This is a genomic window from Sphingobium sp. SYK-6, assembly GCF_000283515.1.
GTDB classification, from domain to species: domain Bacteria; phylum Pseudomonadota; class Alphaproteobacteria; order Sphingomonadales; family Sphingomonadaceae; genus Sphingobium; species Sphingobium lignivorans.
Genome location: NC_015976.1, coordinates 1449118 through 1466096 on the forward strand (window position 1 = coordinate 1449118; position 16979 = coordinate 1466096).

The 16979-nt window shown below is 65.9% G+C and carries 15 protein-coding genes, 1 tRNA gene and 1 other RNA gene; 16 read left to right on the top strand and 1 reads right to left on the bottom strand.

From position 1 onward, the window contains the following. Window positions 1-33: 33 nt before the first annotated feature. The 4 genes from SLG_RS06565 (at window position 34) to ffs (ending at window position 2716) form a co-directional block, all read left to right on the top strand. Window positions 34-1086 carry a cysteine desulfurase family protein gene (locus tag SLG_RS06565; protein ID WP_014075663.1) on the top strand — a complete coding sequence of 351 codons (1053 nt, stop codon included), beginning with the start codon at window positions 34-36 and terminating at the stop codon, window positions 1084-1086. Further along, window positions 1083-2189, top strand: a complete 1107-nt coding sequence (locus SLG_RS06570; RefSeq protein ID WP_014075664.1) for a cysteine desulfurase family protein — start codon at window positions 1083-1085, stop codon at window positions 2187-2189. Before SLG_RS06565 ends, SLG_RS06570 begins: the two co-directional genes overlap by 4 nt. Beyond that, window positions 2186-2521, top strand: coding sequence for a 2Fe-2S iron-sulfur cluster-binding protein (locus SLG_RS06575; RefSeq protein WP_014075665.1), 336 nt, complete (start codon window positions 2186-2188; stop codon window positions 2519-2521). The genes SLG_RS06570 and SLG_RS06575 overlap by 4 nt, the downstream gene beginning before the upstream one ends. A gap of 97 nt (window positions 2522-2618) precedes the next feature. Beyond that, window positions 2619-2716, top strand: an RNA gene (ffs, locus tag SLG_RS20635) — signal recognition particle sRNA small type. Window positions 2717-2726: 10 nt separating this feature from the next. Here the strand turns inward: ffs and SLG_RS06580 are convergent. Then, a complete protein-coding gene (locus tag SLG_RS06580; protein ID WP_014075666.1) occupies window positions 2727-4136 on the bottom strand; it encodes a peptide MFS transporter in 1410 nt (469 codons plus the stop codon). Between the two features lie 216 nt (window positions 4137-4352). Here SLG_RS06580 and SLG_RS06585 point away from each other — a divergent pair, with 216 nt between their 5' ends. From SLG_RS06585 to SLG_RS06640, 12 genes are all read left to right on the top strand, one after another. Further along, window positions 4353-5231 carry a DMT family transporter gene (locus tag SLG_RS06585; RefSeq protein ID WP_070098769.1) on the top strand — a complete coding sequence of 293 codons (879 nt, stop codon included), beginning with the start codon at window positions 4353-4355 and terminating at the stop codon, window positions 5229-5231. Between the two features lie 64 nt (window positions 5232-5295). Next, entirely contained in the window at window positions 5296-7005 is a 1710-nt protein-coding gene (locus tag SLG_RS06590) for a DNA polymerase III subunit gamma/tau (protein WP_014075668.1), read from the top strand. 13 nt (window positions 7006-7018) lie between these two features. After that, window positions 7019-7342, top strand: coding sequence for a YbaB/EbfC family nucleoid-associated protein (locus SLG_RS06595; RefSeq protein ID WP_014075669.1), 324 nt, complete (start codon window positions 7019-7021; stop codon window positions 7340-7342). A 244-nt stretch (window positions 7343-7586) separates the two neighbouring features. Next, a complete protein-coding gene (lon, locus tag SLG_RS06600) occupies window positions 7587-9980 on the top strand; it encodes an endopeptidase La (protein WP_014075670.1) in 2394 nt (797 codons plus the stop codon). Window positions 9981-10204: 224 nt separating this feature from the next. Beyond that, window positions 10205-10477, top strand: a complete 273-nt coding sequence (locus SLG_RS06605) for an HU family DNA-binding protein (protein WP_014075671.1) — start codon at window positions 10205-10207, stop codon at window positions 10475-10477. A gap of 215 nt (window positions 10478-10692) precedes the next feature. Further along, window positions 10693-10769, top strand: a tRNA-His gene (locus SLG_RS06610). A gap of 61 nt (window positions 10770-10830) precedes the next feature. Further along, entirely contained in the window at window positions 10831-11871 is a 1041-nt protein-coding gene (locus tag SLG_RS06615; protein ID WP_014075672.1) for a Glu/Leu/Phe/Val family dehydrogenase, read from the top strand. 48 nt (window positions 11872-11919) lie between these two features. Next, on the top strand, window positions 11920-12291 hold the full coding sequence (gene hisI, locus SLG_RS06620) for a phosphoribosyl-AMP cyclohydrolase (protein ID WP_014075673.1): 372 nt from the start codon (window positions 11920-11922) through the stop codon (window positions 12289-12291). Then, on the top strand, window positions 12291-12851 hold the full coding sequence (locus tag SLG_RS06625; RefSeq protein ID WP_014075674.1) for a hypothetical protein: 561 nt from the start codon (window positions 12291-12293) through the stop codon (window positions 12849-12851). Before hisI ends, SLG_RS06625 begins: the two co-directional genes overlap by 1 nt. Window positions 12852-12882: 31 nt before the next feature. Next, on the top strand, window positions 12883-13311 hold the full coding sequence (locus SLG_RS06630) for a MerR family transcriptional regulator (protein WP_014075675.1): 429 nt from the start codon (window positions 12883-12885) through the stop codon (window positions 13309-13311). 141 nt (window positions 13312-13452) lie between these two features. Next, a complete protein-coding gene (locus SLG_RS06635) occupies window positions 13453-15258 on the top strand; it encodes an acyl-CoA dehydrogenase C-terminal domain-containing protein (protein WP_014075676.1) in 1806 nt (601 codons plus the stop codon). Window positions 15259-15443: 185 nt separating this feature from the next. Then, window positions 15444-16952, top strand: coding sequence for an amidohydrolase family protein (locus tag SLG_RS06640; RefSeq protein ID WP_014075677.1), 1509 nt, complete (start codon window positions 15444-15446; stop codon window positions 16950-16952). Window positions 16953-16979 lie beyond the last annotated feature (27 nt).

Genomic DNA, 16979 nt, shown 5'->3' on the forward strand with positions numbered 1-16979 from the left:
CTGGCGGCAACGCTCCTTTCTGCACGAGTTGTCATGACCAGCCGTATCTATCTCGACCATGCCGCCACGACGCCACTCCTGCCTCAGGCGCGGGCGGCGATGCTGGAAGGCTTTGCGGCCTGGGCCAATCCCTCCTCGCCGCATGCCGCCGGACGCCGTGCGCGCGCGCTGCTGGAGGACGCGCGGGCGCGCATCGCCCGGGCGCTCGGCTGGGATGGGCATGTGATCTTCACCTCGGGAGCAAGCGAAGCCATCGCCATCGCCCTGCAGGGCGCGAAGCGGGCGCGGCTGCTTGCCGGCGCAAGCGAGCATGATGCGGTGCTTCGCCAGGTGCCCGTGGAGAGCCGCCTGCCTATTGATCGCGGCGGCCTCGTGTCCCTGCCCGATGACATCGGGCCGGACGCCCTGATCGCCATTCAGCAGGTCAACAGCGAGACAGGCGTCATCCAGCCGCTCGACGCGCTGGCGGCGCGCATCCATGCGGCAGGCGGGCTACTTTTCGCCGATTGCAGCCAGAGCGCGGGCAAGATCGCCTTGCCGCAGCAGGCCGATCTGATCGCGGTCAGTGCGCACAAGCTCGGCGGGCCGATCGGCATCGGTGCGCTGCTGGTGCGCGATCTCGCCGCGCTCGATCCCCGGGGCGGGCAGGAGCAGGGCTATCGGGCGGGGACGGAAGCGATGCCGCTCACGCTCGGTTTCGCGGCCGCGCTGGAGGCGCCGCGCGACTGGCTCGCCGATGCCGCGCTCTGGCGCGAGCAACTCGATGCCGCGATCCTTGCAGCCGGGGGCGAGATTGTGGCGCAGGCATCGCCGCGATTGCCCACGATCGCCAGCTACCGCATGCCCGGCGTATCGGCGCAGGCGCAGCTCATTCGCTTCGATCTGGCGGGGATCGCGGTCTCAGCCGGCAGCGCCTGTTCCTCGGGCAGCCTGCGGACCAGCCATGTGCTCGCGGCGATGGGGTGGGACGATACAGCCGCCAGTCAGGTTATCCGTGTCACTATGGGGCATGATACGCAGGCCAGCGAGATTGACGCCTTTCTTGCTCAGTGGCAGGCCATTTGCCACGGGAACGCAAAAAAATGATCTATCTGGACTATCAGGCGACGACGCCCCTCGCGCCGGAGGTCGCTGCGGCGATGACCGAGGCGATGGCGCATTATGGCAACCCCAACAGCGCGCACCGCATCGGGCGCGTGGCGGCGGCCGACGTGGGGCTGGCCCGCGAGCGGATCATGATGGCTCTGGGAAAGACGGACGGCCGGCTGATCTTCACCAGTGGCGCGACCGAGGCCCTGAACATCGCGATCGTCGGCGCGGCGCGCGCGTCCGCGCCCGGGCGTCGGCGCGTGATCACGCTCGCCACGGAGCATGCCGCCGTCCTCGACACGGTGATGGCGCTGCGGCACGAGGGCTTCGAGCCGGTGATCCTGCCGGTGGGCCGCGACGGTCTGGTGGACCTCGACATTGCCGAGGCGGCGATCGACGAGAGGGCGGCGCTCCTCGCGGTGATGCAGGTCAACAATGAGATCGGCGTGATCCAACCCATCGAAGCGCTGATCGCTATCGCCCGCGCGCATGGCGTGCCGACGCTGTGCGATGCTGTGCAGGGCTTCGGCCGGCTGGACACGCCCTCGGCCGACATGATCGCCGTCACCGCGCACAAGATCCACGGGCCCAAGGGCGTCGGGGCGCTGTGGCTGCGGGACGGGCTGCAACTGCCACCGCTGATGCACGGTGGCGGTCAGGAGCAGGGGCTGCGGCCCGGGACGCTCTCGCCGATGCTGTGCGCCGGCTTCGGCGTCGCGGCGCAGCTCGCGGCCGCGCGGCGGGCGGAGGATCTCGGCCTCGTCGAGACGCTCTGGCGCGAGGCGCTTGCATTCTTCACAGGCTGGCGCGTCAATGGCGCTCTCGATGCGCGCTATCATGGCAATCTCAATCTCTGCCGGCCGGGCATCGATGCCGCGCGACTGGTGTCGGACGTGCGCGGGGTGGCTTTCTCGCTCGGTTCTGCCTGCGCCAGCGGATCGGGCCGGCCGAGCCATGTGCTGAGGGCCATTGGCCTGAATGACCGCGAGGCGCGCAGTTCGCTGCGGCTGGGCTTCGGGCGCTACTCGACCTTCGAGGAGCTTGCGAACGCGGCCACGCTCATCAATGAGGCGGCGGCGATGCAGAAGGCGGCGGCATGACACGGATCACGTTCATCAGCGCGAACGGCGCGGACGTCATGGAAGTGGAGGCCGCGCCGGGCGACACTCTGCTCGACATCGCGCAGGCGGCCGGGCAGCCTCTGGAAGGGACTTGCGAGGGGCAGATGGCGTGCTCGACCTGCCACGTCATCATCGATCCGGCGGATTTCCCGAAGCTGCCCCGGGCGAGCGAGGAGGAAGAGGACATGCTGGATCTGGCGGCGGCGACCACCCGCACCAGCCGGCTTGCCTGCCAGATCGTCCTGTCCGAGGCGATGGAATCGCTGACCGTGCGGATCCCGCCGGAAAGCCGCAACATGCAGGGGTTGTGAAGGCCTGAGCGCGGAACCGCCGGCCGGCATGCCATGTCAGGCCCGCCGCCAGTGCCTTCCTGCCTTGCATTTCGGCGACAGCCCCGCCATATGCCCGCTCGGAAGCCGGGCGGACGTAGTCTTCGCCAACCTGGTCAGGTCCTGACGGAAGCAGCCACAACGAATTCGCTGCGGGTCGTTCCGGCTTCCACCGCCTCGCCGCCGCTCAGGCGTCCACGGGCAGCGGCGCGTGCATCAGCCGCTTCGAAAGCAGCAGCTTGAAGATCAGGAAGATGCCGCCCGCCGAGGCCGCGAACCCGGCGTGCATCAGCCAGAAGACCGGCGTCGCCATCGTCTCGTAATAGCCGCCGACCCAGCCGACGAGCGAGTTGCCGCCGAAGAACGCCAGATAGTAAAGGCCGATCACGGTCGCATTGAGCGCCTTGGGCGCGAGGCGCGCGAACAAAGCGAGGCTGACCGGGAGCAGGTTCGCGAAGCCGATCGAATTCACGACATGGAAAAGCACGGGCCAGAGGAGGCCGATGCGGCCATCGCTGCCGTCGGTCGAGGCGGCCATGAACAGGCAAAGCATGCCGCCGGTGGAGAAGAGCGAGCCGATGACCATCTTGCTCAGCTCGTCCGGTTCCTGCCAGTGCCGGCCATACCAGCGCCAGAACAACGCGACGATGGCGAGGAAGCTGACCGACACGATCGCATCCAGCGTGACCAGAAAGGATGTCGGCAGGCGCGTGCCGAAGAAATCGAGATCGAAGGTCTGGTCGCCCCAGATCAGATAGGCATTGAAGATCTGATTGTTGGGGACGATCGCGATGGCCATCACCGGGATCAGCAGCAGCACGGCGATCAGCGCCAGCCAGTCCTGCCGCGACATGGGCGGGCGCGGCGAAGCGGCGATGGCGCCGGCCCGGCTGCGCGGCTCGAACTGCTCGGACGGGAGATATTTCTGGCCCGAGACATAGATGGCGAGGCCGATGAGCATGCCGACGCCCGCGGCGCCGAAACCCCAGTGCCATCCGACCTTCTCGCCCAGCGCGCCGACGATCAGCGGCGCGCCGATCACGCCGGCATTGATGCCGAGATAGAAGATCTGGAAGGCATCGGCCCGGCGCAGGTCGTCCGGCTTGTAGAGCGCGCCGACCTGGCTGGCGATATTGCCTTTGAACATGCCCGCGCCGAGTACCATGCATAGCAGGGCGAGGAGGAAGCTGGCCTCGAACGCCATGAGGAAATGGCCGATCGCCATGGTAATGGCGCCGAGCAGCACCGTGCGCCGCTTGCCGAGAAAACGGTCGGCAAGGAAGCCGCCCAGGATCGGCGTGAGATAGACGCTCGCGGCATAAGTGCCGAAGATCGCCGAGGCGAGCGGCTGGCCATCCAGCCCGCGATAAAGCGGGAGCTGGCGAAAGGCGTCCAGCATCCAGACATTCTCGATCTGCCCCGGCAGGAGCAGATATTTGACCATGTAGAGGACCAGGAGGGTCTGCATGCCATAATAAGAGAAGCGCTCCCACGCCTCGGCAAAGGCGAGATAAGCCAGGCCCTTGGGATGACCCAGAAAAGCACGGTCGGCATGGTCGATCATGGTAAGAGAGGGCGTGGCCTCGGCAGTGGTCATGGCTGCATGTGCCTTACAGGTCCGTTGTTGGCGCAAGGTTAGAGGCGCGATCGCCGCCGAATGCAAGATGGGGGCGGCGCGCGGCTCCGACGGCGCCGAACCTTTACGGGTGCCGCACTGCTTCGCTTGCGAAGGGCCGGCGGCGACGTCATAGGCGCGGATGTCCAGAGAAAGGCTCGTCATTTGCTGACCGGATCACGCCGCGGCGTCTACTTCATGCTGGTTCTCGTGATGCTGCTCTGGTCCGGCAACAGCATCGTGGCGCGCGCCATCCACGAGGAGGTGCCGCCGTTCACGCTGGCTTTCTGGCGCTGGGCCGGCGCTTCGCTGCTCGTGCTCCCGGCGACCTGGCGCTACATCGCGGCCGACCGTGACATCATCCGGCGCGGCTGGCCGCGCATCCTCCTGCTCGGCATATTGGGCGTGGGTTCGTTCAATGCCTTCTTCTATTCCGGTCTGCAGTTCACGACCGCCTCCAACAGCCTGCTGATCCAGGCGGCGGTTCCCGCGCTGGTGCTGGCGCTGAATTTCTTCATCTTCCACATCAGGCCGCGACCGGTGCAGGTCGCCGGTTGCCTCGTCGCGGCCGCCGGGGTCCTGGCGATTATCTTCCGGGGCGATCCCGCCGCCCTGCGCGCCATGCAGTTCAATATCGGGGATCTGCTCATTCTGGGCGCGGTGGTGGTCTGGTCGCTTTACACGGTGCTGCTGCGCCTGCGGCCGCCGGTGAATGCCCTGACGTTTCTGGGTCTCACGATCCTCATCGGGGCGCTCGCGATGCTGCCCTTCTCGCTTATCGAGCTGCAGAGCCGGGCCGTGCATCTGACGCCGGGGGTGCTCGCCGGCGTGGCCTATATCATCGCGCTGCCCTCGATCGTGGCCTATTTCATGTACAATCGGGCGGTGGAAGAGATCGGCGCGGCGGATGCCGGACAGGTCGTCAATCTGCAGCCGCTGTTCGGCGCGCTGCTCGCGATCCTGATCCTCGGCGAGCCGCTTCATGCCTATCATGTCCTGGGCATGGCGCTGATCCTGCTGGGAATCGGCGCCACGATGTTTGCGCGAGCCACCCGTAGCGCCACGTTGCAGGGTTGATGAGGACGCCCGCTTTGGAAACGGATGCTAAACAAGTCGGGCGGCAAGCGCTAAGGTCGTCGCAATGACCGATTCACCAGAAGATCACGGGTCCGGGCCGGGCCTCGACCTCGGCGTGCCTGCACAGCCGCAGCCGCCAGCGCCCAAGAGCTATCGGGTGCTGGCCCGCGCCTATCGCCCGCAGACGTTCGCCGAGCTGATCGGGCAGGAAGCCATGGTGCGCACGCTGGCCAACGCCATCCGGCGGGACCGGCTGCCGCATGCCTTCCTGATGACGGGCGTGCGCGGCGTGGGCAAGACATCGACGGCCCGGCTGATCGCGAAGGCCCTCAATTGCGTGGGGCCGGACGGGCAGGGCGGGCCGACGATCGATCCCTGCGGCGTGTGCGAACCCTGCAACGCTATCGCCGAGGGGCGGCATATCGACGTGGTGGAGATGGACGCCGCCAGCCACACCGGCGTGGACGACGTGCGCGAGATCATCGAGGCCGTGCGCTATGCCAGCGTTTCGGCGCGCTTCAAGATCTACATCATCGACGAAGTCCACATGCTTTCACGTAATGCTTTCAATGCATTGCTGAAAACACTTGAGGAGCCGCCGGAGCATGTGAAGTTCCTGTTCGCCACCACCGAGGTGAACAAGGTGCCGATCACCGTGCTGTCCCGCTGCCAGCGCTTCGACTTGCGGCGGATCCCGGTCGATCTGCTGGTCGACAATTTCCGGATGATCTGCGGCAAGGAAGGCGTGGATGCGGAAGAGGATGCGCTGCGGCTGATCGCCACGGCGGCGGAAGGCTCGGCGCGTGACGGGCAATCCATCCTCGATCAGGCGATCGCCCATGCCGGCATGGTGGATGGGCGGGCCTTCGTTCAGGTGGAGCAGGTGCGCGAGATGTTGGGGCTCTCCGACCGTGGCGCGACCCGGCGGCTGTTCGACCAGATTCTCGATGGCGACGCGACGGCCCTGCTGGCGACGCTGGCCGAACAGGAAACGCTCGGCGTGGAGCCGGTGGCCACGATCAACGCGCTGCTCGAACTGATCCATGCCGTCACCATGGCCAAGGCCGGGCGCGGCGCGGGACTGGAGCGGCATCCCGAGGCGGAACGCGCGGCCATCGCCGGCTGGGCGGAGGAGCTGAGCTTTCCGGTGCTGCACCGGCTCTGGCAGCTCCTGCTCAAGGGACATGCCGAGGTGATCGCCGCGGCGCGCCCACAGGCAGCCTCCGAGATGGCGCTGCTTCGGCTGATCCATGCCGCGACGATGCCCGATCCGCTCGAGTTGGCGCGGATGATCCGCGAGGGTGGGCAGGGCGGCACGCCCGCCGTCGATGGGCCCTCTGCTGCTCCGGCCGCGTCGCCGACCGCCGCGGCCGCCGCGCCGCTTCCGGCTCCCGAGGAGGCCGCGCGCCCTGTCTTCCCGCCCGACTTCGCGGCGATGGTCGCCGCACTGCTCGACCGTTTCCCTCGCCTCGGCGCGGAAATGCATGATTATGTCAGTCTCGTGCGTTATGAACCGCCGGTGCTCGATTTTCGCATTCTCCAGCCGCTCGATGCCGATTTCCCCCGGCAAGTGGCGGCGGCGCTGAAGGATCTCACCGGCCAGTCCTGGACGGTCGGATCCACGGATGCGCCGGGAGAGCCGAGCCTGCGGGAGCAGCAGGTGCTCGCTCGCGAGGCGCGCATCGCACATGCCAGTGCCCAGCCGGTGATTGCCGCGGCGCTGGACGCATTTCCCGGTGCCGTGGTCATGGACCCGGCTTCGGGCCAAAGCTGAAGGAAGACGTGAAATGAAGGATCTGAACGATATTCTGGGCATGGCGAGCCGTGTGCAGGAGGAAATGCAGAAGGCGCAGGCCGAGCTCGACAATCTTCAAGTCGAGGGAATTGCCGGCGGCGGGCTCGTCAAGGTCCGCGCCAGCGCCAAGGGGCGTATCCTGGGTCTCTCGATCGACCAGAGCCTGATCGACCCCAATGACAAGGGCATGCTGGAGGACCTGATCGTCGCTGCGTTCAACGACGCGCGCGCCAAGGCCGATGAGGTGGCCAGTGACCAGATGAGCAAGATGACCGCGGGGCTGCCTCTTCCTCCGGGGTTCAAGCTGCCTTTCTGAGGCGGTGCGCCCGGCAGGGGGCGACCGGTCCCCTGAGCCCTGCCGGGAGACGGCATTCGTCAAGCCCCCGCCTGACTCACCTGATGCAGGCGGGGGGCATCCACGATTTCCCGTATCGAAACGTCGGCGGGTAGGCGGCTGCGTTTGCGGCGACGCAGCATTGAAAAGTTCCGGCCGGTCGCCGATATTGTGATCAGGTCAGCGGGCCGCAGTTGTGAACGCCCGCACAGGATTTGGAGTTGTCATGGATCTGGAACTGCCCCTCCTGCCGCTGCGGGACATCGTTGTCTTCCCGCAGATGATCGTGCCGTTGTTCGTGGGGCGCGACAAGAGCGTGACCGCGCTCGAGAAGGCGATGGCGGGCGACAAGGACATCTTTCTGGTCGCGCAGCTTGACCCGGGCGAGGACGATCCCGATCGCGACGCGCTTTACGACATGGGCGTGGTCGCCAGCATCGTGCAGATGCTCAAGCTGCCGGACGGCAATGTGCGCGTACTCGTGGAAGGCAAGCAGCGCGCGGCGCTGCTCGCGCTGACGAATGAGGAAGGCCATGTGGTGGCCTCGGTGCGTCCGCTGGATGACGGATCGGCCGAAGGCACCGAAGTCGAAGCGATGATGCGCTCCGTGGCCGACCAGTTCGAGAATTATTCCAAGCTGAACAAGAAGCTGCCCGCGGAAACCGCCGTGCAGCTGCGCGAGATCACGGAGGCCGGGCGCCTCTCCGATTTCGTCGCGGCCAATCTGGCAGTGAAGGTGGCGGACAAGCAGGCGCTGCTGACGGAGGCTGACCCCCTCAAGCGTCTGGAAATGGTGTTCGGCTTCATGGAAGGCGAGCTCGGCGTGCTGCAGGTGGAGAAGAAGATCCGTGGCCGCGTGAAGCGCCAGATGGAGAAGACCCAGCGCGAATATTATCTGAACGAGCAGCTCAAGGCGATCCAGCGCGAGCTGGGCGGCGGCGAGGGCGAGGACGGCGATGAGCTCTCCGAGATCGCCGAGAAGATCAAGAAGCTCCGGCTCAGCAAGGAAGCGCGCGCCAAGGCGGATGCCGAGCTCAAGAAGCTACGCGGGATGCAGCCGATGTCGGCCGAAGCGACCGTGGTGCGCAATTATCTGGATGCGCTGCTCGGGCTGCCCTGGGGCAAGAAGAGCAAGCTCAAGAAGGACCTGGTGAAAGCCCAGGACGTGCTCGATGCCGATCACTTCGCGCTGGACAAGGTGAAGGACCGGATCGTCGAATATCTCGCCGTGCAGGCGCGCTCCGACAAGCTGCGCGGCCCAATCCTCTGCCTCGTCGGCCCGCCCGGCGTCGGCAAGACCTCGCTCGGCCGCTCGATCGCGAAGGCGACGGGGCGCGAGTTCGTGCGCCAGTCGCTCGGCGGCGTGCGTGACGAAGCGGAAATTCGCGGGCACCGGCGCACCTATATCGGCTCCATGCCGGGCAAGATCGCGTCCAACCTGAAGAAGGCGGGCACGATGAACCCGCTCGTGCTGCTCGACGAGATCGACAAGCTCGGGCAGGATTTCCGCGGCGATCCGGCGTCGGCGCTGCTGGAGGTGCTCGATCCCGAGCAGAACAGCAAGTTCCAGGACCATTATCTGGAGATCGACCTCGATCTTTCGGACGTGATGTTCGTGACCACCGCGAACAGCCTGAACCTGCCGCAGGCGCTGCTGGACCGCATGGAGATCATTCGTCTCGAGGGTTACACCGAGGACGAGAAGGTCGAGATCGCCCAGCGCCATCTGATCGACAAGCAGATCGAGGCGCATGGGCTGAAGGATGGCGAGTTCGCGATCGAGGAAGCGGCGCTGCGCGACCTGATCCGTTATTATACGCGTGAGGCTGGCGTAAGGACGCTGGAGCGCGAGATCGCGCGGCTCGCCCGCAAGGCACTGCGCCGGATCCTCGAAGGCAAGGCGGAAAGCGTCACCGTGACGCCGGACAATCTTGGCGAGTTCGCGGGCGTGCGCAAGTTCCGCCACGGCGTTTCCGAAGAGGAGCACCAGATCGGTGCGGTCACCGGCCTCGCCTGGACGGAAGTGGGGGGCGAATTGCTCACCATCGAATCCGTCACGGTGCCGGGCAAGGGCGCGATCAAGACCACCGGCAAGCTCGGCGACGTGATGACCGAATCCGTGCAGGCCGCCTTCTCCTATGTGAAGGCGCGCGCGCCGGCTTATGGCATCAAGCCCAGCATCTTCCAGCGCAAGGATATCCACATCCACTTGCCCGAAGGCGCCGTTCCCAAGGACGGACCGAGCGCCGGCATCGGCATGGTGACGTCGATCGTCTCGACGCTGACTGGCATTGCCGTCCACAAGGATGTCGCCATGACGGGCGAAGTGACGCTGCGAGGTCGCGTGCTGCCGATCGGCGGGCTCAAGGAGAAGCTGCTGGCGGCCTTGCGCGGCGGCATCAAGACTGTGCTGATCCCGCAGGAAAACGAGAAGGACCTCGCGGAGATCCCTGCCAACATCAAGGAAGGGCTGGAGATCGTTCCGGTCACGCATGTCGATGAGGTCCTCGCACGGGCCCTGATCGCGCCACTCACCGCGATTGCCTGGTCGGAGGAGGATGACCTCGCCGCCCAGCCGCCGATCGGGGTTCAGGAGAATGGTCCGAGCGTTCGGCACTGAGCGGATTTGCCGGGGACGAGGCACGGCCTGCCTGCCTGCGTCGTTCCCGGAAATCGGGCTTGTTTCCCCCAGAGGTCGTTGCGCGCGGAAAATCCGACCAAAACGGCCGAATCATCGGCAAATCGGCCGAAAATTCTTTGACTCATGCGGCGAACCGCGCCTTTATGCGCGCCTTCGTCGCTCGATTCCCACACAAGCACATCCATGAAGGGGGTTCCTTAGGCATGAACAAGCAGGATCTCATCAGTTCGGTCGCAGACCAGGGCGGTCTCACCAAGGCAGACGCCGGCAAGGCTGTTGAGGCTGTTTTCGACGCGATCACCGCCGCTCTGAAGAAGGGCGATGAGGTGCGTCTCGTCGGGTTCGGCACTTTCTCCGTCTCCAAGCGCAAGGCCTCGACCGGCCGCAATCCGCGCACCGGCGAGACGATGGCGATCAAGGCTTCCAGCCAGCCTAAGTTCAAGGCCGGCAAGGGCCTCAAGGACGCGGTGAACTAAGACATTCGTCTTTTCCGGCGCTCCGGCTTCCCGTCGGGGCGCCCCGCTTTCCCTGAAGCATCGGCACATGTCGCGACGGCACGTGTTTTTTTGAAGGTCGGGCCTTGCCCGGCCTTTTGTTTTTCCATGCGCGTCCGTGAGGTCATCTCCGCGCTTGACGCTGGCACCGCGCGCGCATTATGGCGCCCCTCTCGATTGCGCCGTTCGGCGCTGTGGCGATCGTAGCTCAGTCGGTTAGAGCGCTGGTTTGTGGTACCAGAGGTCGTGGGTTCGGATCCCATCGGTCGCCCCATTTCCCTCCCTGAGACGCTCAGGAGCAGCGGGCAGCGCTGCCGGCAAAGGACGATCATTGCATGATGTGGTCCCATCAGGACTTCGATGACCATGAGGCGATCCATTATTTCACGGATCGGCAGAGCGGCCTGAAGGCCATCATTGCCATCCACTCGACGCATCGCGGGCCGGCCAGTGGCGGCGTGCGCTTCTGGCATTATGCGCGGGAGGAAGACGCGCTGACCGACGCGCTGCGCCTGTCACGCGGCATGAGCTACAAGAATGCCATGGCGGGATTGCCGATTGGCGGGGGCAAAGGTGTCATCCTGTCCGACGGCACGCCCAAGACGGCGGAGCAACTCGCCGCGTTCGGCGCCGCGATCGATTCGCTCGGCGGTCGCTATGTGACGGCGGAAGATGTTGGCATGAGCGAGGCGGATATGACCGCCATCGCCCGGCGCACGCGCCATGTCTCGGGCCTTCCGGTGGCCAGCGGGCAGGCCGGCGGCGATCCGGGCCCGGTGACCGCGCGCGGAGTCTATCTGGGCGTCAGGGCGGCCATTGCCGAGGGTCTGGGCCGGGAGGATGTCGCCGGCGTCCATGTCGCGATTCAGGGCGTGGGCAGTGTCGGCGGCGGTCTGGCCCGCCGTCTCGCGGCCGATGGCGCGCGGCTGACGCTCGCCGATATGGACCGGCGCAAGGCGGAAGCACTGGCGGGCGAGATCGGCGCTGCGGTGACGGACGCGAGCGAGATCATGACGATCGAGGCCGATGTATTCAGCCCCAATGCGCTGGGTGCCATCCTCGACGAACGATCAATCCCGCTGTTGCAGGCGGGCATCGTCGCGGGCGGGGCCAATAATCAGCTCGCCACCCATGCGGATGCGCAGCGGCTGCACGAGCGCGGTGTCCTCTATGCGCCGGATTATGTGATCAACGCAGGCGGCATCATCAATGTCGCGTCCGAATATCTGGGCCTGGGCGACAGGGCAGCGGTGGACGCGCGCGTGGATGAGATTCCCGACCGGCTCCGCGCCATCTGGGCGGAAAGCAAGGCGACGGGCATGCCGGCCGCCGACGTGGCGGATGCCATGGCCCGCAGGCTCATCGGACGCGATTGACGCGGGGCGGGGCTGACAGATGGCCAGCGTCTGCCTATAGGGCGGCGCATGTCAGATGAACGCGAAACGGGCAGCAGGCTCGACCCGAAATTCGACGCCGACGGCCTCATCACCGCCGTCGCCAGCCATGTCGACACTGGCGAAGTGCTCATGCTCGCGCATATGAACCGCGAAGCCCTCGATGCCACGATCGAGACGGATCGTGCGCACTTCTGGTCGCGCAGTCGCCGGAAGCTCTGGCGCAAGGGCGAGGAGTCCGGCAACGAGCTTCACGTCGTGGACATGCGGATCGATTGCGATCAGGATGCCGTCTGGCTGCTGGTCCGGCCGATGGGGCCGACCTGCCATACCGGCGCGCGAAGCTGCTTCTATCGCCGCGTGACTGCCAACGGGCTGGAACGGATTGACGGGCAGAGCTGATGGCTCTTCGCGTCCGTCAGGCAGGGCTGATGGCTTGCGCCGCGCTCATGCTTGTCCAGTGCAGCGATGCAGACGACATGCGCGCGCCGGAGGCCGCATCGCGTGACATGAGCCCGGCCGCCGAGGAGCTCGATGCGCTGGCGCTGGAAAGCGGCGCATTGCCTGACAGTGCCGCTCTCGATCCCGCAGGCCGTTACGGCCGGCGCTATGAGGGCGGTTCGGACAGCCTGTGCCTTGTCCCGGAAGAAGCCGCGCGCGGACGTTATCGCTTCGGCGTCGAGAGCCGGATCGGCGCCGACGAATATTGCCGGGGCGCCGGGCGGGCCCGCCTCTCGGCCGGCAAGCTGCTGCTGCGCTTCGAGGGGGCCGGCAGGGATTGCCTGATCGTCGCGCGCTATGAAGGCGACAGGGTGGAGATGCCGGGCGGACTGGACCTGCGCTGTGCGGCGCTCTGTTCGAGCCGCGGCTCGTTCGCCGGGGTCAGTTTCCCACGCGTGGATCGCAGTGCCGAAGCGGCGCGCGCGATGCAGGACTCGCGCGGACGTCCATTGTGCCGTTGACGTAAACGTAAGGCTCAGTTAGCATGTCGTCATGTCCAAGCCCATGATGATCGCCGGCATCCCGCAGCCCGAGCAGGACGGGCGCGCGGAATTCACCATTACCGATCTTTGCCAGGAGTTCGGCGTCACGCCGCGGGCGCTGCGTTTTTACGAGGACGAGCGGCTCATCGCGCCGCGTCGCCAGGGACTTGCGCGGGTTTACAGCCAACGCGACCGTGCCCGGCTTGCCTGGATTTTGCGGGGCAAGCGCGTCGGCTTCAGCCTCGCCGAAATTCGCGAGATGATCGACCTTTACGATGCTGGCGATGGACGCAGGAGCCAGCGCGAGGTGACCATCGACAAATGCCGCGACCGGATCGCGTTGCTCCAGCGCCAGCGCCAGGACATCGACGAGGCGATTGCGGAGCTGAAGGGCTTCATCACACTAGTCGAAGAGAGTCAGCTTGGCCCCGGGGGCTGAATGACGTCCAGGGAGTTCGTCCTGCTTGTGAGAGACGCGCTCTAAATTGCTGTTTCATGGCTTTTTCGGATCATCAGGCGTTTTCCTTCGATCTGAAAAGGCTCTAGTCGTTGATCCACCGCGCCGTTCCAGGAGAGAGAGATGCCCAGCTATACCGCGCCCGTTGCCGATACGCTTTTCGTGCTGGATGAAATCGTCGGGCTGGACAGGCTGGCCAATGTCCCGGGCTTCGCGGCGGCATCGTCGGATATCGTCCAGGCTGTTCTGGAGGAAGGCGGCAAGTTCGCGGCCGAAGTGCTCTATCCGCTGAATGCGGTGGGGGACCAGATCGGCTGCACGCGCAACGAGGATGGCACGGTCACCGTGCCACCGGGCTTCAAGGAAGCCTTCGACCAGTTCGTGGCGGGCGGTTGGACGACGCTGCATGCGCCGGAAGCCTTTGGCGGGCAGGATCTGCCGATGGTGCTCGCGATCGCGGTCGAGGAATTCTTCACTGCGGCGAACCATGCCTTCAACATGTATCACGGGCTGACCGGGGCGGCGGTTTCGGCGATCCTCGCCAAGGGCAGCGAGGAGCTGCAGCAGAAATATGTGCCGAACATGGTCGCCGGGACATGGTGCGGCACGATGAACCTGACCGAGCCCCATTGCGGGACGGACCTTGGCCTCATCAAGTCGCGTGCCGAGCCGCAGGCGGATGGCAGCTACCGGATCACCGGCACCAAGATCTTCATTTCCGGCGGCGAGCATTCGATGGCGGAGAACATCATCCACCTCGTGCTCGCCAAGACGCCGGGGGCGCCGGCGGGCAGCAAGGGCATCTCGCTGTTCCTCGTGCCCAAGGTCATGGTCGGCGAGGACGGTGCGCTCGGCGCGCACAATGCCGTGTCCTGCGGTTCGATCGAGCACAAGATGGGCATCCACGGCAATGCCACCTGCGTCATGAACTATGACGGCGCGATCGGCTGGATGATCGGCGAGGAGAATAAGGGGCTCGCTGCCATGTTCATCATGATGAATCAGGCGAGGCTGGGCGTGGGCGTGCAGGGACTGGCGCAGGCGGAAGTCGCTTACCAGCAGGCCGTCCGCTATGCCATGGATCGCCGGCAGGGGCGCGCGCTCACCGGCCCGGCCGAGCCGGACCAGCCCGCGGATACGCTGTTCGTCCACCCCGATGTTCGCCGCATGCTCATGGAAGGCAAGGCCCTGACGGAAGGTCTGCGCGCGCTGCTGCTCTGGGGGGCGTTGCAGGTCGATCTCGCCAAGCTCGCGCCGACCGAGGAGGAGCGCCAGGCGGCGGATGACTTGATCTCGCTGCTCACGCCCGTCATCAAGGGCTACGGCACGGACAAAGGCTTCGATGTCGCCGTGCTTGCGCAGCAGGTTTTCGGCGGGCACGGCTATATTCAGGAATGGGGCGTGGAGCAGAATGTGCGCGATGCGCGCATCGCCATGATCTACGAAGGCACCAACGGGGTGCAGGCGATGGACCTCGTCGGGCGCAAGCTGCCGAAGGACGGCGGGCGCGCCATCCAGGCATTCTTCCGCATCGTGGGCGAGGATGTCGCGGCGGGCAAGGCCGTGCCGGAGACCGCCGCGATCGCCGAGGCGCTGGAGAAGGCCAATCAGCAGCTTCAGGCGGCGACCATGTGGCTCATGCAGAATGCCATGACCAACCCGAACAACGCGGGCGCCGCGGCTTATGCCTATATGCACATCATGGGTATCGTCTCGGTCGGCCTGATGTGGCTGCGCATGGCGCGGGCGGCGCAGGCGAAGATCGCGGCCGGCGCGGAGAATGGCGACTATCTCAATGCCAAGCTGGTGACAGCGCGTTATTTCGCCGAGCGCATCATGCCTGAGGCGGGCGCCCTGCGCCGCAAGATCGAGGGTGGTGCCGAGGCGCTGATGGCGCTGCCGCCCGAGGCTTTCCTCACCGCGGCCTGACGAAGGGCTGCTCTTCCTGCTCCCGGCGGGCCGGCTTATCATGGTCGGCCCCCGTCCTCCTTTTTCGCCGAAATCCAACAAGCGTCTTGCATTGTTCGCGCTTGCCGGCATGATCGTATATTATCGACGATCTGGGCGATTGTTCCCGCGGGGTGGGGCGGTGGTCCTGCATGAGGAGGCGGACCATGGACGTGACACGCAAGGGATTTCTGGGGCTGGCGGCCGGCAGCCTGGCGGCAGGCGCGATGGCGGGCCGGTCCGTCACGGCGACGGCCGCGACCGCGAAGCCGGCCGATGCGGTTCGGCCCGCGCACCGAACGCTCATCAAGGGCGCGGACATCATCACCATGGACCCCGCCCATGGCGAGATACTGGGGGGCGATGTCCTCCTCGACGGTGGGAAGATCGTGGCGGTGGGCAAGGGGCTGACCGCTGACGGCGCGGAAATCATCGATGCACGCGGCATGATCCTGATGCCGGGCATGATCGACAGCCACCGGCATGTCTGGGAAGGCATGGACAACGGCGTCGTCGCCAAGATTTCCAAGACCGTCAATTACTACAATGAATACAAGCTGCGCACGATGGTCTCATACACGCCGGAAGACGCCTGGCTGGCCCAATATGCCAGCGCCATCCAGGCCATCGATTCCGGCGTCACGTCGCTCATCGACTATTGCCATATCTTCCATACTTCGGAGCTGGCCGAGCAGGCGGCGCGCGGACTGATCGACTCCGGCATCGCCGGGACCTTCTGCTACCAGGTGTCCCACTCGCCGACTTACAAGCCGGGCGACACGGTCAAATGGGATGACGCCAATGCCATGCGCAACGCCCCGGCGGACGAGCAGCACTGGCAGACCGTGCGACTCCTGCAGGAGCGCGTCTTCACCGGCAAGGACGGGCTCGTGCGGTTCGGTCTGTGCGCCAGCCCCGGCTTTTCCGACCGGCCCATGACGGAAATTCGCGACGAGCTCGCGAAGATGAGGACATTCGAGCCGCACATCATCGCGCAGCACCATCGCCGGTCCCATGTCCAGCGGCCCCCGGAAGTGTTCAACCAGTTCAGCCAGCTCGGCGAATGGGGGCTGCTCGGCCCGGACTATCATGTCTCCCATGGCACCGGCTTCATCGACGAGGAACTCGACATGTGCCGCGACACCGGCACGATGATCTGCGCGACCACCATGGGCGAGCACAGCTATCCCGATCCCTCGGTCCATGGCCGCGCGCGCCAGAGGGGCGTGGCGGTCGGCATCGGCGTCGACGGGGCGCTGGCCTTCACGCACGACTATTTCCAGCATGTGCGCGGGGCCTTCTACAATCTGTTCCGCACCGATATCGGCAAGGAAATCGCCTCGGCCTATCAAGGCGAGGACGTGCTGGATTTCGTGACGCGGCTCGGCGCCCGCTCGATCCGGGAGGATGGCGTGACCGGGACGATCAGCGCGGGCAAGCGGGCGGACCTGCTGCTGCTGAAGACGGACCGGATCAATTTTCCGATCACCGGCCTGCTCGCCGACCGCGTCGTGAATTATTCGAACCAGCCGGACATCGACACGGTGTGGATTGCCGGCGTGGTGCGCAAGCGCGGCGGGCGCATGGTCGGCGTGGACATGGCGGCGCTCAAGGCGAAGATCAACGAGGCGTCCACCCGCATTAACAGGGACGGCGCGACCATCCGCTTCGTTTGAGGAAGGAAGCGGGAGGCGGTGGCAGGC